Source organism: Novosphingobium sp. P6W (assembly GCF_000876675.2).
Classification (GTDB): Bacteria; Pseudomonadota; Alphaproteobacteria; order Sphingomonadales; family Sphingomonadaceae; genus Novosphingobium.
Genome location: NZ_CP030353.1, coordinates 1,147,104 through 1,168,156, shown reverse-complemented (window position 1 = coordinate 1,168,156; position 21,053 = coordinate 1,147,104). Strand labels below are relative to the sequence as shown.

Below are 21,053 nucleotides of genomic sequence, written 5' to 3'. Positions count from 1 at the left end.
TGATTTGTGTAAAAGCCTTAAAATGCCCGTGAGGAACAGGCCAGCGAAATTTCCCGTGACGTCGGATGCCGCACCACATCGATCTGCTCGTCAGTCAACCGGATGAGCCCAGCTTTTCGGAATGCTGTAAGCCAGCCTTCCATAGGCCATATCCCCCATTTGCTCCGAAACCGTGCTGCATTGCGCAGGATGTCTGCAAAGTGCTGGAGCGGCGGATCGAACGTGTCGTGATGCTGGTGGAATGCTCCGGGCCCACCCATAAAGAGTAGGGGCAGTTGCGCCTCACGAGCACGGAAACCAAAATCGGTATCCTCCGCACCATAGCCGGTGAACCCCTCGTCGAATCCGCCGAGATCGAGGAAACTCTCGCGCAGGATGCCAAACGTCAGCGACCAGAACAGTCCCGCTTCCTCGACCCGGCGGATGCCACTGGCCGGGAATCTACGTACGGGATGACCAGCAGAGCGCCCGAGCAGGTCGGCTTCCTGCCAGCTACCTCGAGCATCGTCGGGCCCCAGATAGCGCACTTGCGCGCATATCAGCGCAGCGTGCGCTTCCAGTACTTTTACCATGGCACCGATAAGGCCGCGCATGGGTATGCAGTCGACATCGAGGAATAGCAGCAGCTCGCCGGTCGCACTACGCGCTGCGAGATTGCGGGCGGCTGCCAGCGGCAACCCGTCGCCATCTAGCCGCACGACACGCGCAGGAAATGGCACGTCGCCCAGTCTGACGGGCGGGTCGCTGCCCATGTCCACGGCGATAAATTCGCTCGGCATTACGTCGCTGCGCCGCAAGCCTTCGAGCAACTGCTCCAGATGCCCAGGCCTATCCTTGACGATGGTAAGGACGCTCATGCCCACAGCGAGCGCCGCCACAGGTCAAGACGATACCCGGGGCGGGTTTCCGCCGTCACGATTTCCATCCCGCCGCGCAGGGCGGCCTGTAACATCTCTACCGCGCCATCGCCGCTTTGCGGATAGTCGGTTTCGCCGGTCCAATGAACGAGGATCATATCGCCGCCGGCCGCTAGGTGGCTGCGCAGCCAGGCGCCTGCGCGCCGGATGTCGTCATCATCCCAGTAGTAGACCACTTCCGACAGGACGATGAGGTCAAACGCATCCTCGGGCGCTTGCCGGGGGAAAACCATGTTGGCGAAAGCGACCTGCTGGAATTCAGCGCATCGCACCCGCGCCGCCCTAAGCGCGGTCGCGCTGACATCGATCGCCAGAAGCCGGTCGCACAGCGGCGCCAATCGATGTGTCAGCACGCCTTTCGCACAACCTATTTCGAATGCGCTGGAGTACGTTCGGCCACCCAGCGACTTTATCGTGTAGACATATTTCGCTTGCTCGTAAGCGCTACTTTTCAGGTCCCACGGGTCGTCGGTACCCTGGAACATCCTTTCGAAATAGGCAGGGCCAAGACTGGTTTCATGACGGGTCATGACGATCTTTCGATGAACAGGACATCGGATGCAGGCATCCGCTGCTTGTCCTTGGGGAGCCGGAAGCCAGGGCCGTAGCAGGCGGTTAACTGGCTGCGATGGGAGCGCAGGGCATGGCGGCGTCTGCCGATCAGCATCGAGCGGGTGCGAACGGAATGGTACCGGCGCGTGGCCGAAACCTCTCCCCATACGCGGTACTCTGCGATCGTCAGCCGGCGCTTCGCCTGTCCTTTCACTGCATAGGCGATTTGGGCAGCCGCAGCATGATCGCAATGGGGTTCATCCAGGGCGGTCACGGCGATGGCATCGACTTGCAGGCGTCGGCACAGCGCTGCGACTTTTACAACCGTGCGGGCAAAATCAAAGCTTTCGCTGGCCGCCGGAGCGGCATCCTTCCAATTCAGATGCATCGGTGGATTGCGGCGGCTTCCAGTCAATCGGAACAAGGCTGTCGCCGCCTCGCGGCGCCTCGTTGCGATTAGCCGCCCCGCGCCATTTATCAGCGTCTCATGCGAGCCTGATCCGTCGGTCAGATAGACCAGTCCGGCGAATTGCCCCGCCGCTGACATCTGAGCGATCAGTGCACCTGCTCCCAATGTCTCGTCGTCGGCGTGAGGAGCAAGCACCAGCCAGCGCAAGCTGCGCCAGGGCCTGTCGGATAACGAGGCCATCACCACAAGGCGTCCTCGCCGCCCCATGCATCGTGATCGAGCCACACCTTCGCTGCTTCGTCGCGGGCATAGTCAGGCCCGGCCTGTCGAAGGTAGAGCGAAAGATCACGGATGATCTTGTCGATCCGTTGGCCATCCATGGCGCTGCGCGTGCCGACAATTCTTGCCGCTAATTCCATCACATCCAGCCCGGCACGCTCGACGATGCCGCGCGTAAGCCGCGCGAAAGCGGGACCGTCGATGTCGTCGTGTGCGGCGCGCAAGGCGCATTCGCGCGCCCACAAATACGCCGTGCGCATCGCCGCAACGCAATCGGCGAATTTGGCGCGTTGCAGCGGATCACCGCGCGCAGCCTCGGACATGGCGAGGCGTGTTTCGCTTAGCAGTGCCTCAACGCCGCCCAACTGCACGGCGGTGAAACGCCAAGCGCCGGTGGTAAAGCGGGGGTCGCGGTCGTAGTCGCCCGGCAGGCCGAGCAGGTTCGCCGCATCGACGCGAATGCCGGTGAGGTCGTAGAACCCGCTGGTGGTCGCCCGCATTCCGCGCATACGCCATTGCGATACATCGGCGCGGGAGGCGTCGTCGGCGGCGACGATCACCAGTTGTCGGTCACAGCCGGCCATCTGCGCGGTCACGACGGCGTGGGCCACGCCGCCGGCTCCGCTGGCGAAGGACTTGCCGCCGGCAAGTACCCTGTCGCCATCGTCTCCGGGGTCGATGCGCAAGCCAGGCTGCGGTTCGGTGGCCCATACGCCGTAGAACGAGCCGTCCTCCAGTTCACGGCCAAGGCGAGCCTGTTGTTCGGGCGAGGCATACCAGTCAAACAATGCCATCGCATTGACGTGGCCTTCGTACAGCCGGCCAAGGCTGAGGTCCGCGCGGCCAACGATACGCAGCACATCGAACAGCGCGAAGTGGCGCGCCTCGACATCTGTAAAACTACCGCCGCCACTGGCGCGCGGCGCGAAGTCGCGGTGCAGCCCGGCGGCGGCAAGGCAACGCATGCTTTCGACCGGAAACACCGGTGCGGCATCATACCGCGCGCCGAACTCCGCCAGGCGCGGGGCGATCGAGGCCGCCCTTGCAGCGGGGCTATCGCGGTCGGTCTGGGACCAGGTGGAAGGTATCAAGCGGGTAGCTCCTCGCAGGATGAGGCGGCTGCGGCATGCGCGGTGAGCCATGTCGCCGCTTTGTGAACGCCATGCGCATCGTGCAGCGCCCTTCTGGCCTTACTGGGCAATGCCATTGCCGCTTCCAGCACCTGCGGCCAGCGGTCGGCACTGGGCCAGGAGGGCAGCACCAACGCGGCGCCCAGTTCGCCCAGGCGGTCGGCCGTAGCCTGCTGCTCGCTAAATGGACGTGGTTCGGGAATGCAGACGAAGGGGCGATCCGCAGCCAGAACCGCGCCTACCACGCCGTTACCTGCAGCGCCGATGACCAGAGACGCCTCGGCAATTTCGCGATCCGCGCTATCGACCCATCCGGCAAACACAAGATTTGCAGGAACCAGCGCGGGCCGGGTCGCAGGGCCAATGACGCGCCAGTGCCAGTGCGGACAGGCCGCCGCGATGCGGGCAAGCAGCTTTCCGTCGCCCGGATCGCCCCCGCGCCCAAACATGACCAGGACCCGGCGGTAGATCGATGGCCGGAAATCGGAGGCGGCGGTTATCCCCGGCAGATAAGTGGTCTTGTCGCGTACCCACTCAGGTGTTGTCGGCCCCTCCAGCGCAGAGGAAAAGGGAGCGAGCAAGGCTGATGCTCCCCTGAAAGCGTCTAGATGGGCAGGATCGCTGCGCGTGCCATTCAGGCGGACGCAGATGGTCGGCACCGAGGCCAGGCGCGCTAGCATCGCTACTTCGACCGAAACATCAACGACCATCAGGGCGGGCTTCTCCGCCGCGATCCAGTCAGCGATGAAGGCCACGCGGCGTCGTACACCTTCATGATCGACAGGTGCGTAGTGCAAGGCGTCGGGCCGACAATGCGCGGCATCTTCGCCATCAAAGCGCCCGGATGGCGGGCGATCGTCCGGCAGGTCCACGCCCGCCTCGCCGATACCGGTGCCCAGCAATACCACTGGCCAGTCGCAGGCCCGGGCTATGGCATCGGCTCTTGCACGGTGGCCGGCGCCATGATGATGGACGTAGTATCCGATCGGACGCCGGCTCACGAAACGCGGTCCGGTAAAGCCACGTCCAGTTCCATGTCATGCGGCATGGGATCGAGCAGCGGCTCCTCGCGAGCGATCAGCGCCTGTCCATCGGGCCGGGCGCGCAGGCTGCGCCGCCACGTCGCGCGTTCGCGCCAGTGATCGAAGGCAGGCGCTCGCGGATTCTCGCCGCGGGCCGCCATCTCGTAAAGGTCCTGCATGGCCAGTGCCATGCCGCCTTCTGCTCGCCCGTCGCGACGGGGCGACACCCGTGTAAAGACATCGGCTGGATGGGAAAGTCGTCCGCCAAGCGCCAGCGCGGCGTTCACCAACGCACGGTCTTCGCCGGTGCGCAGCAGCGGAACACCGCCGCAGGCGCGGTACAGAGCCGTCGTGATCGCGAGCGAAGCGCCGGTGTGGTCGCCATGGCGCGGTGCCGGGTCCCATGGCAGCGGATCAAGCGCATCCTCGATAGCGCGCACGTCATGCCAATAGCGGTCCCATGCCGCCGTAAGGTGTCGGACGTCATCGGGTAGCGGTTCGGATTTCTCGATCTCGATCCGGCCGCCGACGATGTCCGCGCCCTTTGCCAAAGCCCGGGCAATGTTGGCGAGCCATTCGGGCGGCGGCCGGGTGTCGGCATCGGTACTCACGAGCGCGCCGTGATCCACAGCGGACAGCAAATCCAGCCCGCTATCCATAGCGAGACGCCGAGCAGAGCCTGCATGAGCCTGTTCTGGTGCAAACGTCACCTCGCGGACATGCAGTACCAGCCGCCCGGCATGACGCCTGGCTGCGGCCTCGATGGCGGCGAGACTGTCATCATTGGTGTTGTTGACCACAAGGGCGACAACCACCGGCGCAGGCCAGTTCTGGCTTGCCAGTGCATCGAGCAGGACCGGCAACCGCTCCGCTTCGTCACGAGCCGGAACGCAGACGCACAGGTTCATCGTGATGCTTTCAGACATGCTGCTCTGCGCTTTGCGGTGAGATGGCATAGGCCGGATCGATCGGAACAAGGCCCTGCGCACAGTCGCGGCGCATTGCGATCCGGCGGTGGTAAAGCGCCTCATACCCATCGACCATGCGGGCGGCATCGCAAGCACGCTCGGCCCGCGCCCGGCAGGCGCGTCGATCCAGGTCCAGCGCGGCAAGCCCGGCGGCTGCCAGCGAGGCGATATCGTCGGGCGTCGCCAGCACGCCGCAGGAGGCGTCGATGATCTCGGGGATTGCCCCGCGGGCGAACGCCGCTACGGGCACACCGCAGGCAAGCGCCTCGGCGACAACGAGGCCATAGGGCTCGTCCCACAACGGCGTACACAGGAACGCCCGAGCCCCGCCAACCAGCCGCGCCAATTCGCTATGGGCCAGATGTCCGACATGAACGACCCCGGCGCCCAGCTCCGGCTCGATCCGCGATCGGTAGTAGTCCTGATCGAGGATCGGCCCGGCGATACGCAAGGGCAGGCCGATGCGGCGCGCCGCGTCGATCGCGAAATGCAGGCCCTTTTCCGGGACGATGCGCCCGTACCACACGAGATAGCCCGCCGGATCGGGCCGGGGATGAAATGCGAACTTGTCGAGGTCGATCCCGTTGAGGATCACCTCTTCAGCCCTCGCGACATGGGCCCAAAGCGCGGCCACGGATTGCGAGACGGCGACGAATGCGTGATTGTCGGCAGAGCACAGGCGGACGCCGCTTTCCAGCCAGCAGAACGGCGGCGTATGCAAGGTGGTGACCATCGGCATCGGCAGCGCATCCGCCAGCGTCACCGGCAGGTAGTGCAGCGAGTTGTTGTGGATCACGTCGAAGTCGCGGTGCCGCAAGTCGTTCATCAGGCTGAGGTAGGCGTGATGTTCCCGAAAGAAGGCGACATCGGTGGCCTCAGCCGTGCCGACATTGTCGAGCGCGGTTTCCGTGCAGATCGGTTCAAGCCCCAGGCCCCGTTCGGAGCCGGACGAGGCGAACACCGTCACCGCATGGCCGCGATCGCGCAGGGCCCGGGCCAGCAGGTGGGTGTGCATTTCCAGCCCGCCGGCGAAAGGCTCGGCGATGGGGTGCTTGAGATGGGCGATGATGCCGATGCGCAGGCGCCGATCCTTCGGCGGATCGGCGGCGCGCAGGACCGGAGACGGCACAAGGCCGCCCCCGGGATGACGCACGGCGAACATCGGCCGATCAGGCGGCGGGCCGTGCATCCAGATCGACCTCCAGTTCGCGCGGCCAGTGGCGCAAGGTGCGGCAGCCTTTGAGGAATGCGCCCGCGTCCTTGGCATTCGCCAGCAGCAAGCAGGCTTCGTCGAGATCGTCGGCGATGCCCGCCTTTACGAACATCGCCTGTGCCTCGGCAGTGAAGCCGATGAACTTGCAGTGCGCAAAGGCATCGGTGACGAAATCCTTGGCGGCGGCGTCGACCGCCAGCAGCGCGGCGCCTTCCTGCGATGCCAGGATGGCAACGGCATCGAACAGGACAGACGGGCCTCCGTCGATCTTCTGCTTGGCGGCGACAGTGGTTCCGTCCGACAAGGTGACGCCGGCGATCTTGGGTGCGATCACTTCGTAGACGGCGCCTTCGGCATCGACCGCCTTGAGCAGCGCCTTGAAGATGGCGGCATCGGCGCCGTCGGTCAGCAGGATGCCCAGCTTGCGGCCCTTGAAGTCAGCCGGGCCGTTCTTGACGATGCTCAGTTTGTCCGAAGCCGGGAGATCGGTGATCGGGGCAGACGCGGCGACTGCGGCGTCCGGGACCGCGAGACCCAGGCCGTCCGCCACCGTCGCGGCAAGCCCCGCGTCGATGTTAACCAGGTGCGACACGGTCCGCGAACGGATGTCGGGCCGCTCGACCTTGGATAGCTCGAACACCAGAGCGTCGCCGATGTGTTTCTGCTCAATCGGCGTCTGGCTGACAAAAAACTGGCGCGCCTGGCTGTAATGGTCGGCGAAGCTCTCCGACCGGACTCGCTGCTTGGGGCCATCGGCCTCCTCGGCAAAGCTGGTGAAGCCGCGCACCGGATCTTCGCGTGGGCCGCCCTGCGTCGCGCCCCAGCTGTTGGGCTCGTAGTTCACGCGGCCCTTGGGATTGTGCATCGCCATGTGCCCATCCTGTTGGAAATGGGCCATCGGGCACTTGGGCGCATTGATCGGGATATGCGTGAAGTTGGGACCGCCCAAGCGCTTGATCTGCGTGTCGAGGTACGAGAAATTGCGCCCCTGCAGCAGCGGGTCGTTGGAAAAGTCGATGCCGGGTGGCACGTTCTGGGTGCAGAAAGCGACCTGCTCGGTCTCGGCGAAGAAGTTGTCGACCACCCGGTCGAGCACCAAGCGGCCCACCACGCGGATCGGGACCAGTTCCTCGGGGATCAGCTTGGTCGCATCGAGCACGTCGAAATCGAAGCTGTCGGCAAAGGCATCGTCGAACAGCTGGACGCCCAGTTCCCACTCAGGGAAGTCGCCGGAGTTGATCGCGTCCCACAAGTCGCGGCGATGGAAATCGGGATCTGCGCCGTTGATCTTGACCGCCTCGTTCCAGACGACCGACTGCAACCCCTGTTTGGGCTTCCAGTGGAACTTGACGAAAGTGGACTTGCCCTTCGCATCGACCAGCCGGAACGTATGAACGCCAAAGCCTTCCATCGTGCGGAAGGAGCGCGGGATGGCGCGGTCGGACATCGTCCACATCACCATGTGGAAGCTCTCGGGCGTAAGGCTGATGAAGTCCCAAAAATTGTCATGCGCGGTCTGCGCCTGGGGGAAGGCGCGGTCGGGTTCCGGCTTGGCGGCGTGGATCAGGTCGGGGAACTTCATCGCATCCTGGATGAAGAACACCGGGATGTTGTTGCCGACCAGATCCCAGTTGCCTTCCTGGGTGTAGAGCTTGACTGCAAATCCGCGCACATCGCGAGCCAGATCGACCGAACCCTTGGAGCCGGCCACTGTCGAGAACCGTACGAATGCCGGCGTCCGTTCGCCGACCCGCTGAAACACGTCGGCGCGGCTGACGTCAGCCAGGCTGTCGGTCAGCTCGAAGAAGCCGTGCGCACCATAGCCGCGCGCATGGACGACCCGCTCGGGAATGCGTTCATGGTCGAAGTGGAACATCTTCTCGCGAAAATGGAAATCTTCGAGCAGGGTCGGGCCGCGTGCGCCTTGCTTCAGGCTGTTCTGATCGTCCACAACGGGAATACCCTGTTGGGTGGTCAATGTCGCGACATCGCCGCCTGCCACCTGATGCGTTTCGCCGCCCGCTGCCTGGGGGGCGGCATAAGTGAACGCAATGTCGGCGTCGGCCGGGACCGGCGCGGCCTTCTGTGGAGATTCGCCGCCCACGTCCGCATGGCCCATGGCTGGCGGCATCAGCTTGTCTGATGATTTCGCGCGCGGCTTGGCTGGCGTCTTGGCCATGTGGCTTTCCTTTCGGTCAAAAGTCATGGATAGCGGCGGGCCGATTTGTGGGCGGCACACGAAAGGCGGCATCGGGGAACTGGTGTGACGGTAACAAAGGCCGTGATCGTTCAGTTGCCCGCGATCCTCGGATATTAACCTGGATCAGCACGTTTCTGTCCGCAGCCGGTGAAACACGCGCTTGCGCGAGGGGTTAGGCTGGCATCGAAGCCCGTTCTCCGACGCCAGCAAGGGACCATCGCGTGTTTACTGACCGCTTCCTCCGCTACAAACGTGGTGTCAGCCTATCGCTGGATGAGCGTGCAACGCTGGAAGCCTCGATCGCGGAAGTACAGACGCTCGATGCACGCAAGATCGTCGTTCGCGCCGGTAAGGAACTGGATCACAGCACGTTGCTGATCGAGGGCATCCTGTCCCGCTATATCGACGATCGAAAAGGCCTGAGGCAGCTAGTGGCCATTCACGTTCCGGGCGATTTCGTCGACCTTCACGCCTATCCCCTGAAGGTCCTCGACCACGACGTGGCGACCATGACTGCGGCAACCGTCGCGATCGTCCCGCACTGCGCGCTGGATACGATTATCGCCGAACGCCCGCAACTTGGCCGCAAGCTGTGGTTTTCCACGCTCATCGATGCGGCTATCCACCGGGCATGGCTGTTCCGCCTCGGCAGGCTGGACGCAATGGGACGTGTCGCCCACTTCCTGTGCGAGACGAACGCTAGGCTCATGTCCGCAGGGCTCAGCGACGGCCACCGGTTCGCGCTGGGGCTAACCCAGACCGACCTCGCGGAAATCTGCGGCCTCACCAATATCCACGTCAACCGGGTCCTGAGGCAGCTGCGCGAGGAGGGTTTGTGCGTGTTCCGCTCCTCGCTCGTCGAGATACCCGATCCGCAGCGCCTGGCCGCGCGGGGGCAGTTCGACCCTGCCTATCTCTACATCGACGATACGCAGTCGCTTCCCGCCCAAGCGAAGGAACCGTTTCATGACCGCACCGTCAGCACCTAACCCGCCTCAACCCCGCTCCGATGCTGGGGTAGCCAGCGCCGAGGACGGCCTGGTCGTATTGGATGGTCCCAACGGCGTGGCAGTCACGATGACTGCCAAAGCCGCCGCGCAGACCGGCCGAAACCTCATCGACGCAGCGCTCGTTGCCGACCGCCAGATCGCGGATAGGGACGGGTCAGCGATCGACTGATATCAGCCGGATCAGAGTGCCGAGGCCTAGAATCGAACACGAAGATCTTTTGGCATCCTGCTTTTTTGGGATCCGGCCTTGCACCTTTCTACGTGCGCCCCACTTATTGTGCAGTGCAGCATAAATGAGTTCTGCGGGGCCGGAACAGCGGCCCTCACCAAAAGGAATTGGCATGCGGACGATTTCCGACACGATAACCCGCCTGGCAGCGTTGCGCACTGCCGGAGCTTCCTCCGGTTTCCCCGCAAGCACAAGTCGGCTGGCAAGACTGTCGGATTTCGGTTCAAACCCGGGCGGGCTGAACGGGTACCTGTACGTCCCGCAGACGCTGGGAAAGAACGCAGCGCTGGTCGTTATCCTGCATGGCTGCACGCAGAACGCCGGGGGTTACGACATCGGTGCGGGATGGTCGGAGATGGCGGACCGGCACGGATTTGCCCTGCTGTTCCCGGAGCAGCAGCGCCAGAACAACCCCAACCTGTGCTTCAACTGGTTCTCCCGTGACGATAATCGACGCGATGCGGGCGAGGCACTCTCGATCCGGCAGATGGTGGCCGCTACCATCGCGCAGCATGGACTGGACCCGGCGCGCGTGTTTGTGACCGGCCTGTCTGCGGGCGGCGCGATGGCTTCGACCATGCTTGCGGCCTACCCTGATGTCTTCGCGGGCGGCGCGATCATTGCAGGGCTGCCCTATGGATGCGCCAACACGGTCCCGCAGGCGTTCGACAGAATGCGCGGGCATGACATGCCACGCGCCTCGGAACTGACGGAACTGGTTCGCGGTGCATCGGGTCATGCTGGGCCTTGGCCTACCATTTCGATCTGGCATGGCACCGCCGATGCGACCGTGAGTCACAGCAATGCGCAGGCCATCGTCGATCAATGGCGTCCCCTGCACGGCGCACGAGCAGCGCCGGATCATTTCGAGACCGTCGGCGGCCACGCCCGTCGCGCCTGGACCGACGCCACCGGCCGCGAAGTGATCGAGGAATACACCATCACCGGCATGGGCCACGGCACCCCGCTAGACACCTTGAGCGGCGATGGCTGCGGGGTGAGCGGAGCCTATATGCTCGAAGTCAACATTTCCTCGACCCAGCGCATCTGCAACTTCTGGGGACTGTTGCAGGGAGCTGACGCCATCGGCGCCAGGATACCCTCGGAGCCTGAGCCTGCTCGCCGGGAGAAGGCAGTGGTTGCCGACACGATCGGCGCTGCTGTGCCGCCGACGTTCAGGCAACCCCTATCCGGCGATAGCCATCGCGCTGGTGGTGTGAGCAAGATCATCGAGGACGCGCTGCGGTCTGCCGGGCTGATGCGATAACGGTTGCCGTGTGGGAGAATGCGGAATCGGACGGGCGGGGTAGCTCTGAAGCCTGATGTTCACCGGCCCAAGCTCTGGATATCTCCATCTGTGGTGGATATTCCTCACCCTTCGAGATCATGCCAAGGCCAAAGCCACCGCTACGAGCGCAAGTCCGGCAAAAATCGCGCCGGCAATCCATCGGCCGGCCGATAGAATAGCAGCTCCGTTCGCCGCGTGAACAGGCGGAGCGGGATCCGCTTCCAGGCGCCGCAAAGCCGCCCGCACGAGCCGCGGCGCATCATCGCCAACCTTCAACATCTCCCAGGCCAGGGCTTGCATTATCGGCCCCCAATGTTCCGGTGCCATTCCCGCTTCGATCCCAGCACCCGGCGAAGATCGACTTCTTCAACACTATCGGTCGACAAATGCCGGGATAGCAGACGGTCAGCAGTTGGGGATCATAAGTTGGATGCTGAGAGTCTGCAAAGGGTGTGCGCCGTGCAAAGGCGGCACTTTCTAGTGGGTGAGAGGCCCACCCGGCGATGCTCCAGCCGGAAGCAACCGGGGCAGGCGTGGAGGTGACGAAATGTCTGAAGCCCCCGGATAACGGTCACGTAGGTGACCGTGCGAGCGTACAGGCCGTAACGTGAGTGAACGCTGAGCAATCCTCGAAAAGGACGATGTGCAGGCCGACCCGTTAACCCTTACGGGGAAGGTTGATATGGACGGGCGAGTTTGAGCGACGTTGAACCCGTCTGCTGCACCGGGGTAGTGGCGACAGCATGTACGCAAGGAAAGTGCTCGCAACACGGGAAGCCCCATCGCGTGCCGGGTGATCGGCAACTGGACGCCCGCGAGGGAGGGAAGGGCGCAATGGGGTGGCGGAGAGGCCCGTAGTACCGAGGAAGCCGGGTAATGTCGGTGGAGGGAAGGAGCCTCAGTTCAAGATGAACGCAGCAAGTGGTGAGGGGCAGGAGATTGGGTAACCTATCAACTCCGATAAGCGTCCAGAAACTGCAGAAGGCGTTGCACGCGAAAGCGAAGGCAGAAGTCGGCTATCGGTTCTACGCGCTGTACGACAAGATTAGCCACAATGACATTCTGGCTCATGCCTATGCCCAGTGTCGTTCCAACAGGGGCGCGCCGGGTGTGGATGGTCAGGACTTTGCGGGTATCGAGGACTACGGCGTCGAGCAATGGCTGGCGGAACTGGCGCTTGCGCTCAAAGAGGAGACGTACCGACCGGAACCGATCAGACGGGTCTACATACCAAAAGCCAACGGCAAACTCAGGCCGCTGGGCATTTCCACCGTGCGGGATCGGGTCTGCATGACGGCAGCGATGCTGGTGCTTGAACCGATCTTTGAAGCCGACCTCCCACCCGAGATCTACGCCTACCGAGCCGGGCGCAACGCCCAGCAGGCCGTGGTCGAGGTGGAGGAGCAACTGTTCTATGGCCGACCGGATGTCGTGGACGCCGACCTTGCCGACTACTTCGGCAGCATCCCCCACCTTGAGCTGATGAAATCGGTATCGCGCCGGATCGTTGATCCGCGCGTTCTGCATCTGATCAAATCCTGGCTGGAATGCGCTGTCGAAGAAACGGATGACAAGGGCAGGAAGACACGAACGACGCAGGCCCGCGATCAGCGGCGCGGCATCCCGCAAGGATCACCCATCTCACCACTGCTGGCAAATCTCTACATGCGCCGGTTCGTTTTGGGGTGGCGGAAGCTCGGTCTTGGGCAACGTCTAGGCGCGCGGCTCGTCACCTATGCTGATGATCTCGTGATCCTGTGTGCGAAGGGCAATGCGGAAGCTGCGCTAGATCACATGCGCAGGATCATGGAAAAGCTGAAGCTGACAGTGAATGAGGAAAAGACACGTATCTGTAAGGTGCCGGACGAGACGTTCGACTTTCTGGGATACACGTTTGGTCGGATGTACTCCGCGAAAACCGGCAAAGCCTACATGGGCCACCGGCCATCAAAGAAAAGCATCCAGCGCGTGATCGCTACGATCCACGAGCTGACAGACCGAGCGCGTACATGGCAGGATACCACATACCTTGTGGCCAAGATGAACCGGGTGCTGCGCGGATGGGCCAACTACTTCTCGGTTGGAACCACGAGCAGGGCATATCGGGCTATCGACAGTTACACAGTGGTGCGGTTGCGCCGGTGGCTGCGGGCCAAGCACAAGACCAGACGAAAGCGCGAGGGAGCCTATCACGACCCTGAGCTGTACGAGCGCTTCGGCCTCGTACGTCTGGCGAACTTGGCCGCAGCCCGCCGTGGGTGAAGGCGTGATATCTTGTCCGAGAGCCGGATGCGGGAGATCTGCACGTCCGGTTCGATGAGCAGGGAGTGGAAACGGATCGTCTGGCAAGCCCCACAGGCGCGCCGCACAACACCGCGCCACTTCCTGACTCTACCGGACATTGCCGAACAGGGCAGGGGGGCAGCAGTGGCAGGTCGCGACCAATGTGCGTCGTTCAGTATCGAGGGCATAACCGGCAGGTTTTGGTGAAGCCTGCCACTCGATCTCAGATAACCTTTGCGAGAGCTAAGCGTCGATGACTCAGGGCCTGATTGCCGACGCTGCGGTATTTCGGCGATGAAATGTGTCAATCGACTGGAAATTATCTGTGCCGCCCCATATGCGGTGCATGAGTACGCAGCGGACGACGACGATGAATGAGATAGCATCAGTAGCAGCCAACGGGGTGCGCGATCAGCTGCGTGATCGCGTCCGTTGGCTGATCGACGAAGCTGCCGTTCAGACCAGCACCTGCGTTGTTGAGGAGGATGCCTATCCGATCGTCATCGCGCAGCCGCGCCTCCACCGCCGCGATCTCGTCGGCCCGCGTCAGGTCGGCAGGCAGGATGTCGATCGACACGGGTCTGTGCACGGAGGCCGGTCGCCAGCGACTCCATGCGGGCGGCATCGCGCGCAACCAGCACCAGATCGTGACCGCGCCGGGCGAACCGATCGGCATATGTGGCACCGATCCCAGTCGAGGCGCCAGTGATGAGAATGGCAGGTTTGGTCATCGCATTGCCCTTTTCCAGAAGCTCACTATATTTATGATGATCATCGCGTTTCCATAAATGTGATGTCCATCATGAAAGTGGCAATGGGGACTGTGGAGATTTTTCGATGAGGGTCAGTCGTGAGCAGATGGTGGAAAATCGCGCGCGCATTCTGCGTGAGGCCAGCCGCTTGTTCCGCGAGCACGGCTTCGCAGCCGTTACCGTAGCGGATGTAATGAAGGCTGCCGGGCAGACGCATGGCGGCTTCTACAGCCACTTCGCCTCGAAGGATGATCTGATCGCGGCGACGGTCGCCGCGGCGATGACGGGCGAAGGCAACGGCATGGCGGATCTGGAGACATGGACGGATGCCTATCTCTCGACCCTCCACCGCGATCATCCCGACCAGGGGTGCCCGACAGCAAGCCTTGCAGGGCTAATGCGTCAACAAGCGCGTGCAGCGCGCGGCGCGATGGCAGTGGGGCTGGAGGCGCAAATTGAACGTTTTGCGGCGGTGCTCCCTTGCGGCGATGATGCCGAACGCCGCCGCGACGCGATTGGTCGATGGTCGGCGATGGTGGGTGCAGTGGTGTTGGCGCGTGCGGTGGACGATCAGGCACTTTCGGACGAACTGCTTGCCGAGACGCGCGCCTGGCTTGCCGAGAAGGCCACGGCATCAGGAACATCGGCATGAACGTGACGCAGGATCTCGCCGACCTCGACGGCCATGATCAGCTGGCCGCGCTGATGGCGGCCAACCGCCAACCGCCGATCGGCGAGACACTGGAATTCCGGTTGGTCGAACTGGAGCGCGGGCGCGTAGTCTTTGAAGGATCGCCATCACGCAAGGTGTTCAATCCGATCGGCTCGGTCCACGGCGGCTATGCCGCTACCTTGCTCGACAGCGCCTGTGGCTGTGCCGTGCATTCTAGCCTCCCGGCCGGACAGGGCTACACGACGCTAGAACTCAAGGTCGCCTATCACCGGGCGCTCAGCGAAACGAGCGGTCCAGTTCGCGCAGAAGGAAAGCTGGTAACGCTGGGACGCCGTGTGGGCTTCTCCGAGGCGCGACTGGTCGATGCGCAGGGCAGGTTATGCGCCTCTGCTACCTCAACGTTGCTGGTGTTTCCGATTAAGCACTGAGATTCATGTCCAGCCCTCCGGACTGGCGACTTTCTCGAGTCTGGCGCCAGCTCCTTGCCAGTCTTTTTCCTGCCGACGCCAAACGCCGGCGATGGCACGCGTGCAAGGCCGGTACGTCCGCCGTCGACAAAAAGGCGCCATTAGGAAGGCTACTTGGGAACGACGGCTTCGTCCCACTTGCAGGCGATGAACAAAGGGCCCGAATTGGGCAGCCTATTTTTGGTCCGGACCATCCTAAATAAGGGCGGAAAAAACCCTCGACGGATCACACCGCCTATGTATCGCAATTACAGATCGACGTTCTAGAACAATATGTGTTCTCATATATTTCCCTATCGCCCGGCCTGAAAGCGTCCGCGCTCATCAACTTCCTCCCAACGAGCGCATTTTATCTTATCACAAACTGTCATCGAGCCAGCATCAGTGGCGTACTTTCACATCTGCCCAGCCTGCAATGTCCCGCCGGACCTGCAGGATGCTCGCGGGTTTCCAAGATACGCCAATTTTGCGCGCCTTAGCGCCTGGTCCATAAGAGCCGGCCTCGAAGAAGCGAGAATCCTGCGGGCGGAAAACCAGGGTCGGGGTTCCGCCCCGAGCGGTCCCGTTCATCGTGGTCCAGTGATCGCGGTGAATATGACGGTCCATGTAGCAGTCTACGAAGGACGTTTGCCCGACTGCGTTGGGGTCGGCGTAACGCCCGTCGGCGAAGCGTGTCGTGGGGTGCCATGGCCGGGCCAGCGCCACAGCGCCGTCGGGCACTCCGGCCTCGCGCGTCAGGCGCGAGCGGTAGACGACGATGCCGTGCTCCTGTGACAGCGGGGTAGAAGGTGCGGCGATGAAGGACTGGAATTCTCCTGCCACGTAAGGCTCGGCGCGGCGGCGGGAGCGGATTTCGCTATCCTCGATCAAAAGCTGGCCATTGCCGAAGATGAAGTCGATGTTGCCCGCGATCAGGCTGCGTTGCACCAGCGCGCGGCCGCCGTTGGCGAACAGCGTGTCCTGATAGCCGAGCAGGGCCACGTGATCGAGCCGGACCCGGTCGCTGGCGATATCGAGCAGCAAGGCCAGCGCCTGCGGGTTGCGGATGCGTGCCGGCTCGCTCAGCCGATCGTTGGCGAGGTAGTCGTAGGTGTTCTCCACCGTAATGCCAGAGACGACGATATCCTTGGCATTGATGGTCAGCGTGGCGGAGCCAGGCGTGCCCCATCCAGCCCGGTGATAGTGGCCGGCAGTCTGCGCCACCGCGCCGAAGTGCAGCCGCGTGCGCGCGGCGCCGCTGCCGATCAGGCGCAGGCGATCGCGGGTGACGACTGGCTTTTCCGCATAGTCGCCGGGGGCGACATGGATCGTGATCCATTGGGACGACGTATCGCGCGCGGCGGCGTCCAGCGCGAGTTGGATGGCGGTATAGCAGGGCAGGGCGCTCGCCTCGCACGAGGGCTGAACCGCATAGGCGTTCGGCGCTGCCTGCGCGGCGGCGGGCAGCAACAGGGCGGCAGCGAAGGCCAGATACTTCATCGCGCGGCGCCCTCCCCTGGCGCGGGCAGGCTGGACAGGAAGCCGTCGATCTCGCCGGCCACCTGCGGCAGCCACGGATCGAACAACCAGAAATCGTGCGGGGCATTGCCGAAGGCGTGGAACCGATGCGGGACTGCGTGGCGCTTTAGCGCGGCGATCACCGCATCCTTGCCCTCGGTGAAGCGCGGGATGCCGCTGGACACGATCAGCGTTGGCGGCGATGCCGGGCCGACGTGGGTGGCCGCGCTCGCCTCGCGCCAGCGGGTCGGCGCGTGTTCGTAGGAGCCGCCCAGCCAACGGCCGGCGGGGGAGGCGTCGCCGGCGGCATTTTCGAACGACAGAGCCGGCGCCGTGGTGAAATCGAGCACCCCGTCGAGATCGATCAGTGCATTGGCGGTGCGCTCCTTGCCCGGCCCGAACCGGCCAGACGGCCCGGCATAGGCAAGCAGCGCGGCCATCTGCCCGCCTGACGAGGCGCCGCCCACGGCGATCCAGCGCGGATCGACGCCGAACTCGCTAGCATGGCCGCGCGCCCAGGCCAGTGCATCGCCGATGTCGGTCATGCCGGCGGGATAAGGAGCCTCGGGCGAGAGGCGAAATTCAGGCAGGAACACGGTGTAGCCGCGCTGCGTCAGCAGGCTGGCCAGCGCGTAGAAATGCGACTTGTTCCCGGCGCGCCAGGCGCCGCCGTGGACTAGCATGATCGCCTGTTTTCGCGGTCTCGACGGGCGGAACACGTCGATATGCAGGTCGCGCCCGCTGGCGGCCTTGTAGGAGCGGTCGAACAGCACCGACTGGCCTTCGTGCCAAGTTACCGCCGGCCAGGCGATGCCGGGATACTTGCCCTGGTACTGCGCGAAACGCTGGCCGATCGTGTAGCTGTCATCCACCTCGCGCGCTGCGGCTGAGTCGGGCAATGCGCCGGGCAATGCGGCGGAGATCAGGCAGGCTGCGAGCAGCAATACCGCCATGCGCTTGGCTTTCGTCACTCAGCACGCCTTTCGAAACGAAAAAAAGAGGGCCGCCGCCGGAGGGGTTGGCGGCGGCCCTTCAAGGTATCAGAACTGGTATCGGGCGCCCACGAACCACTGCGCACCAGTCTTGGAGAACTCGCGCACGAGATATTGGGAACCGTCGCCAGTGCCGTAGATACGTTCCTTCTCATTAGTGATGTTGATGCCCTGCACATTGATGCTGAGCTGCTTTGTCAGGTTGTAATAGGCGGAAAGATCCACCTGGGTGGGACCGTACTTGCGCTCCTGCACATGGCCATTGCCGCCTGGCTCGCTCAGCAGATAGTCGTCGCGCTTGTTGACCGAAAGGCGCAGGCCGAGGTTACCGGTGTCATAATAGGCCGTGAAATTGTACGAATTGGGCGACAGGCCCGTTGAATCGCGCGCTGTGACATGGGTGTAGTTCGAGGCGATGCCGAAGTAGGAGAATAGCCCCGGCAGGAACGTGAACGGCACGTTGAGCGTCGCCTCCAGTCCCTTCACGCTATTGCCGTTAGGCGAGTTGACGGTGCTGTAGAAGGTGTACTGCGCCGTCGCCGGGTCCGCTTGGTAGGACGCGTCGTAGCGCGGATCGGCATAGATCGCCGCCCAGTATTCCTGCGGCACCGACTGCTGCACCACCGAGGTCGTCAGCGAGCTGATGATGTTCTTCTTGAACACGCCGACCGCGAACAGGCCGCCCTTGCTGAAGTACCACTCAAAGCCCAGGTCGAAGTCGTTTGACAGGTAGGGCTTGAGCGCCGGATTGCCCAGGTTGCTGACGGTGCGCGTGGTATATTCAAACACGGGCGCGGCGATGTTGAGCGAGGCCAGGCCCGGGCGCGTCATCGAACGGGCATAGGCAAAGCGGGCGACGAGGTCGGGCGTCACGTTCAGCGCCGCGTTGAACGAGGGCAGGAAGTTATCGTAATGCCGCTTCACCTCGACCGGCGACCCCGCGATCACCGCGCGCGATTCCACGTCGGTACGCACCCAGCGCACGCCGCCGTCGAGCCGCAGCGTCATCGCGCCGATATCGACCTCGCCGGTGACTTCGCCAAAGCCGCCGGTGGTCTTTTCGACGACTTCCCAGCCCGCCGCGACGTTGGTGGTGTAGCCGGGCGAGATCAGCCCCGAAGCGCCGATCGCGTCGAAGTCGATGACCGCGAAAGTAGGCAGGCCCCCCGAAACGACGCCGCTGCCGAAGTGGCTGACCGGGAAGCTGGTCATGTAATCGGACGGATCGAAGCTGGGCAGGTCGCCCTGAGCCTCGGAATAACGCACCAGGCGGCGGTTGTAGGCAAAGCCCGCCTGCGCGGTAAAGCGATCCTTGGTGAAGGTGACGTTGGCCTTGGTGGTGAAGTTGTCCTTCACCACGTTGTTTCGGCGGTTGGCCGGTGTCGTCGCGTTGATGAAGTTGCCCGGATCGTTGGGATCGTAATCGCCGTAATCGACCGCGGCGACGTCCTTGCTGCCGCTATAATCGTAGGAATAGTAATGTGGGATCGAACGGGCGTAGAAGCGCAGTTCGCTGCGGTCGGCGGTGTCGCGCGCCTTGCCGACCATGGCGTCGACCTTGATCGCATCCGTCACCTCATAGTCGCCTGAAAGCACGAACTGGCGGAATTTCGAGGTCGAGGTCTGGTGGCGGCTTTCGTACCACGAGGTCACGTCGTCGAAGGCGGCGGCGACCAGCTGCTTGCCGTCCGGCGCGACGGTGAACGATAGCGGGGTCTGTCCCACGAAGTTGCCCGGCGTGCCATGGGTCAGCAGCCACTCCATCGAATTGTAGCTGTAGCGGTCGTTGTCGAGCTGCGAATAGAGCGCGTCGACACTGATCGTCAGCCCGTCGATCGGCTTGGCCTGGATCGAGCCGGTCAGGCCGAAGCGCTTCTGGTCGTTGCCGAAGAAGTCCGCGCGCGGCAGGCGGGGCGCCCACAGGCAGTCGAGGCGATCCGCGGCGCCGCAATTCTCCGGCGTGCCGGTGACGCTCGGGTCGGTGTCCGCCCAGCTATCGCCGTTGACGAAGGGCGATGTCCAGCGCACGCTGGAGAAGCCCTCCTGATAGACGGTGCGCTTGGAGTAGGCGGCGGAAAGCAGCACGCCGATGCGGTCGTCGGCGAAGGTGTCGGACACCATCACCGTGGCGCGCGGATCGACCTTGCGGGTGATCGTGTTGTAGCCGCCCTGCGCTGAGCCGACGACGTGGAAGCCCTTGAAATCGAAAGGCTTGGCTGAATAGAGGTCGACCGTGCCGGCGATGCCGCCTTCTTCGATGGAGGCGCGCTGGGTCTTTTGCACGTCGATGCGGTTGAACAGTTCGGACGCGAAGACGTGGAAGTCGAAAGCGCGGCCGGCGTTGATGGTGAAGCCGCCGGAATCGAGGCCGTCGCTGCTGGCGGGCACTTCCATGCCGTTCAGCGTCGTGCGCGTGAAGTCGGGCGAAAAGCCGCGCAAGGTGATGTTGCGGCCTTCGCCGCCCTCGCGGGAAATGGCTACGCCCGGCAGGCGCTGGATCGATTCCGACAGATTGAGGTCGGGCATCTTGGCCATGTCCTCGGCCATGATGCTTTCGGTCAGGTTCACCGCGCGGCGCTTGAGGTCCTGTGCCTTGGCAAGGGTGGCGCGAAAACCGGTGACGAGGATCTCCGATTCCCCGGCAGGCTCGCCAGGCGTCGTTGCTTCAGGTTCGGCGCGTGAGGCCGGCGTTGGCGCGTCCTGGCTTGCGGGCGTGCTCGCAGGCGCAGCGGTGAGGCTGGTCAGCGTCATGGTGCGCGGCCCGTTCGGCAGCGGCGTGCTGCGCGCGACGACCGCGTAGGACCCCGGCCCGGTGCGCCTGGCGACGAGGCCGGTCCCGGCGAGCAGCCGCACTAGCGCCTCGTCGACGCTCATCTCGCCGCGCACGGCATTGGCCCGCACCGCATGGGTCAGGCGCCGCGCGGCGATGATCTGGATATCACCCTGGCGACCGAGCTGGGTGATAGCAGTTTCCGCAAGCTGCGCGTCTATCGCGAACTGTCGGGTCTGCGCGGCCGCCTGTACAGGTGACGATAGAGTGCAGACGATCGCGGCGGACGCGAACAAGGCACCCCGTAACGTGAAGATATTCATGATCCCTCCCAATTCCCCTGTTCGACGGATTCTTCCGTCTGTATTTTTCAAGAGACCTGCCGGCCTGAATTCCTTCTTC

19 protein-coding genes are annotated in these 21,053 nt (G+C 63.6%); 6 read left to right on the top strand and 13 right to left on the bottom strand.

From position 1 onward, the window contains the following. Window positions 1–17: 17 nt before the first annotated feature. The 8 genes from TQ38_RS21380 to TQ38_RS21345 are packed head-to-tail and all read right to left on the bottom strand — an operon-like array spanning window position 18 to window position 8,669. Complete coding sequence (locus tag TQ38_RS21380; RefSeq protein WP_370059808.1) at window positions 18–857, bottom strand: glycosyltransferase family 2 protein; 840 nt, start codon at window positions 855–857, stop codon at window positions 18–20. Next, on the bottom strand, window positions 854–1,447 hold the full coding sequence (locus TQ38_RS21375; RefSeq protein WP_043978653.1) for an SAM-dependent methyltransferase: 594 nt from the start codon (window positions 1,445–1,447) through the stop codon (window positions 854–856). Before TQ38_RS21375 ends, TQ38_RS21380 begins: the two co-directional genes overlap by 4 nt. Next, window positions 1,444–2,118: a PIG-L deacetylase family protein gene (locus TQ38_RS21370; protein ID WP_082057887.1), complete on the bottom strand. Its 675-nt coding sequence runs from the start codon at window positions 2,116–2,118 to the stop codon at window positions 1,444–1,446. Before TQ38_RS21370 ends, TQ38_RS21375 begins: the two co-directional genes overlap by 4 nt. After that, window positions 2,118–3,248: an acyl-CoA dehydrogenase family protein gene (locus TQ38_RS21365; protein WP_043978655.1), complete on the bottom strand. Its 1,131-nt coding sequence runs from the start codon at window positions 3,246–3,248 to the stop codon at window positions 2,118–2,120. The genes TQ38_RS21370 and TQ38_RS21365 overlap by 1 nt, the downstream gene beginning before the upstream one ends. Further along, complete coding sequence (locus TQ38_RS21360; protein ID WP_043978656.1) at window positions 3,245–4,288, bottom strand: glycosyltransferase; 1,044 nt, start codon at window positions 4,286–4,288, stop codon at window positions 3,245–3,247. Before TQ38_RS21360 ends, TQ38_RS21365 begins: the two co-directional genes overlap by 4 nt. Beyond that, complete coding sequence (locus tag TQ38_RS21355; protein WP_043978658.1) at window positions 4,285–5,235, bottom strand: glycosyltransferase family 2 protein; 951 nt, start codon at window positions 5,233–5,235, stop codon at window positions 4,285–4,287. The genes TQ38_RS21360 and TQ38_RS21355 overlap by 4 nt, the downstream gene beginning before the upstream one ends. Next, the gene (locus tag TQ38_RS21350; RefSeq protein WP_205316119.1) at window positions 5,228–6,466 is read right to left on the bottom strand and encodes a glycosyltransferase; all 1,239 of its coding nucleotides are present in this window, start codon (window positions 6,464–6,466) and stop codon (window positions 5,228–5,230) included. Before TQ38_RS21350 ends, TQ38_RS21355 begins: the two co-directional genes overlap by 8 nt. After that, entirely contained in the window at window positions 6,447–8,669 is a 2,223-nt protein-coding gene (locus TQ38_RS21345; protein ID WP_370059807.1) for a catalase, read from the bottom strand. Before TQ38_RS21345 ends, TQ38_RS21350 begins: the two co-directional genes overlap by 20 nt. Window positions 8,670–8,911: 242 nt before the next feature. Between TQ38_RS21345 and TQ38_RS21340 the strand changes: the two genes are divergently transcribed. The 4 genes from TQ38_RS21340 to ltrA all read left to right on the top strand — a co-directional run bounded on the left by TQ38_RS21340 (window position 8,912) and on the right by ltrA (window position 13,479). After that, complete coding sequence (locus TQ38_RS21340) at window positions 8,912–9,679, top strand: Crp/Fnr family transcriptional regulator (RefSeq protein ID WP_043978660.1); 768 nt, start codon at window positions 8,912–8,914, stop codon at window positions 9,677–9,679. Further along, window positions 9,657–9,869, top strand: coding sequence for a hypothetical protein (locus tag TQ38_RS21335; protein ID WP_043978663.1), 213 nt, complete (start codon window positions 9,657–9,659; stop codon window positions 9,867–9,869). Before TQ38_RS21340 ends, TQ38_RS21335 begins: the two co-directional genes overlap by 23 nt. 172 nt (window positions 9,870–10,041) lie before the next feature. Then, window positions 10,042–11,196, top strand: a complete 1,155-nt coding sequence (locus TQ38_RS21330; RefSeq protein WP_043978664.1) for a PHB depolymerase family esterase — start codon at window positions 10,042–10,044, stop codon at window positions 11,194–11,196. A 960-nt stretch (window positions 11,197–12,156) separates the two neighbouring features. Next, entirely contained in the window at window positions 12,157–13,479 is a 1,323-nt protein-coding gene (gene ltrA / locus TQ38_RS21315; protein ID WP_043978668.1) for a group II intron reverse transcriptase/maturase, read from the top strand. Window positions 13,480–13,885: 406 nt separating this feature from the next. Here ltrA and TQ38_RS31040 read toward each other — a convergent pair whose 3' ends face one another. Together TQ38_RS31040 and TQ38_RS21310 are read right to left on the bottom strand one after the other, a co-directional pair. Further along, window positions 13,886–14,077 carry a hypothetical protein gene (locus TQ38_RS31040; protein WP_052505926.1) on the bottom strand — a complete coding sequence of 64 codons (192 nt, stop codon included), beginning with the start codon at window positions 14,075–14,077 and terminating at the stop codon, window positions 13,886–13,888. Next, complete coding sequence (locus TQ38_RS21310; RefSeq protein WP_240198031.1) at window positions 14,001–14,231, bottom strand: SDR family NAD(P)-dependent oxidoreductase; 231 nt, start codon at window positions 14,229–14,231, stop codon at window positions 14,001–14,003. Before TQ38_RS21310 ends, TQ38_RS31040 begins: the two co-directional genes overlap by 77 nt. A 106-nt stretch (window positions 14,232–14,337) precedes the next feature. Here TQ38_RS21310 and TQ38_RS21305 point away from each other — a divergent pair, with 106 nt between their 5' ends. Both TQ38_RS21305 and TQ38_RS21300 read left to right on the top strand, forming a co-directional pair. Continuing rightward, window positions 14,338–14,904, top strand: a complete 567-nt coding sequence (locus TQ38_RS21305; RefSeq protein ID WP_043978670.1) for a TetR/AcrR family transcriptional regulator — start codon at window positions 14,338–14,340, stop codon at window positions 14,902–14,904. After that, complete coding sequence (locus tag TQ38_RS21300) at window positions 14,901–15,353, top strand: PaaI family thioesterase (protein WP_043978672.1); 453 nt, start codon at window positions 14,901–14,903, stop codon at window positions 15,351–15,353. The genes TQ38_RS21305 and TQ38_RS21300 overlap by 4 nt, the downstream gene beginning before the upstream one ends. A gap of 420 nt (window positions 15,354–15,773) precedes the next feature. On the opposite strand, the gene TQ38_RS21295 is transcribed toward TQ38_RS21300, so the two are convergent. The 3 genes from TQ38_RS21295 to TQ38_RS21285 all read right to left on the bottom strand — a co-directional run bounded on the left by TQ38_RS21295 (window position 15,774) and on the right by TQ38_RS21285 (window position 20,974). Continuing rightward, a complete protein-coding gene (locus TQ38_RS21295) occupies window positions 15,774–16,871 on the bottom strand; it encodes a pectinesterase family protein (RefSeq protein ID WP_043978674.1) in 1,098 nt (365 codons plus the stop codon). After that, window positions 16,868–17,860 (bottom strand): alpha/beta hydrolase, encoded by a 993-nt coding sequence (locus tag TQ38_RS21290; RefSeq protein ID WP_240198030.1) that lies wholly within the window; start codon window positions 17,858–17,860, stop codon window positions 16,868–16,870. Before TQ38_RS21290 ends, TQ38_RS21295 begins: the two co-directional genes overlap by 4 nt. 69 nt (window positions 17,861–17,929) lie before the next feature. Beyond that, the gene (locus TQ38_RS21285; RefSeq protein WP_043978678.1) at window positions 17,930–20,974 is read right to left on the bottom strand and encodes a TonB-dependent receptor; all 3,045 of its coding nucleotides are present in this window, start codon (window positions 20,972–20,974) and stop codon (window positions 17,930–17,932) included. Window positions 20,975–21,053: the final 79 nt, after the last annotated feature.

What these genes read in the sequence shown, in the direction of transcription:
- TQ38_RS21355 (WP_043978658.1), bottom strand. Translation starts at nt 5,235, where the DNA reads ATGTCTGAAAGCATCACGATGAACCTGTGCGTCTGCGTTCCGGCTCGT.
- TQ38_RS21370 (WP_082057887.1), bottom strand. Translation starts at nt 2,118, where the DNA reads ATGGCCTCGTTATCCGACAGGCCCTGGCGCAGCTTGCGCTGGCTGGTG.
- TQ38_RS21305 (WP_043978670.1), top strand. Translation starts at nt 14,338, where the DNA reads ATGAGGGTCAGTCGTGAGCAGATGGTGGAAAATCGCGCGCGCATTCTG.
- TQ38_RS21330 (WP_043978664.1), top strand. Translation starts at nt 10,042, where the DNA reads ATGCGGACGATTTCCGACACGATAACCCGCCTGGCAGCGTTGCGCACT.
- TQ38_RS21310 (WP_240198031.1), bottom strand. Translation starts at nt 14,231, where the DNA reads ATGACCAAACCTGCCATTCTCATCACTGGCGCCTCGACTGGGATCGGT.
- TQ38_RS21295 (WP_043978674.1), bottom strand. Translation starts at nt 16,871, where the DNA reads ATGAAGTATCTGGCCTTCGCTGCCGCCCTGTTGCTGCCCGCCGCCGCG.
- TQ38_RS21380 (WP_370059808.1), bottom strand. Translation starts at nt 857, where the DNA reads ATGAGCGTCCTTACCATCGTCAAGGATAGGCCTGGGCATCTGGAGCAG.
- TQ38_RS21335 (WP_043978663.1), top strand. Translation starts at nt 9,657, where the DNA reads ATGACCGCACCGTCAGCACCTAACCCGCCTCAACCCCGCTCCGATGCT.
- TQ38_RS21345 (WP_370059807.1), bottom strand. Translation starts at nt 8,669, where the DNA reads ATGGCCAAGACGCCAGCCAAGCCGCGCGCGAAATCATCAGACAAGCTG.
- TQ38_RS21300 (WP_043978672.1), top strand. Translation starts at nt 14,901, where the DNA reads ATGAACGTGACGCAGGATCTCGCCGACCTCGACGGCCATGATCAGCTG.
- TQ38_RS21350 (WP_205316119.1), bottom strand. Translation starts at nt 6,466, where the DNA reads ATGCACGGCCCGCCGCCTGATCGGCCGATGTTCGCCGTGCGTCATCCC.
- TQ38_RS21375 (WP_043978653.1), bottom strand. Translation starts at nt 1,447, where the DNA reads ATGACCCGTCATGAAACCAGTCTTGGCCCTGCCTATTTCGAAAGGATG.
- TQ38_RS21285 (WP_043978678.1), bottom strand. Translation starts at nt 20,974, where the DNA reads ATGAATATCTTCACGTTACGGGGTGCCTTGTTCGCGTCCGCCGCGATC.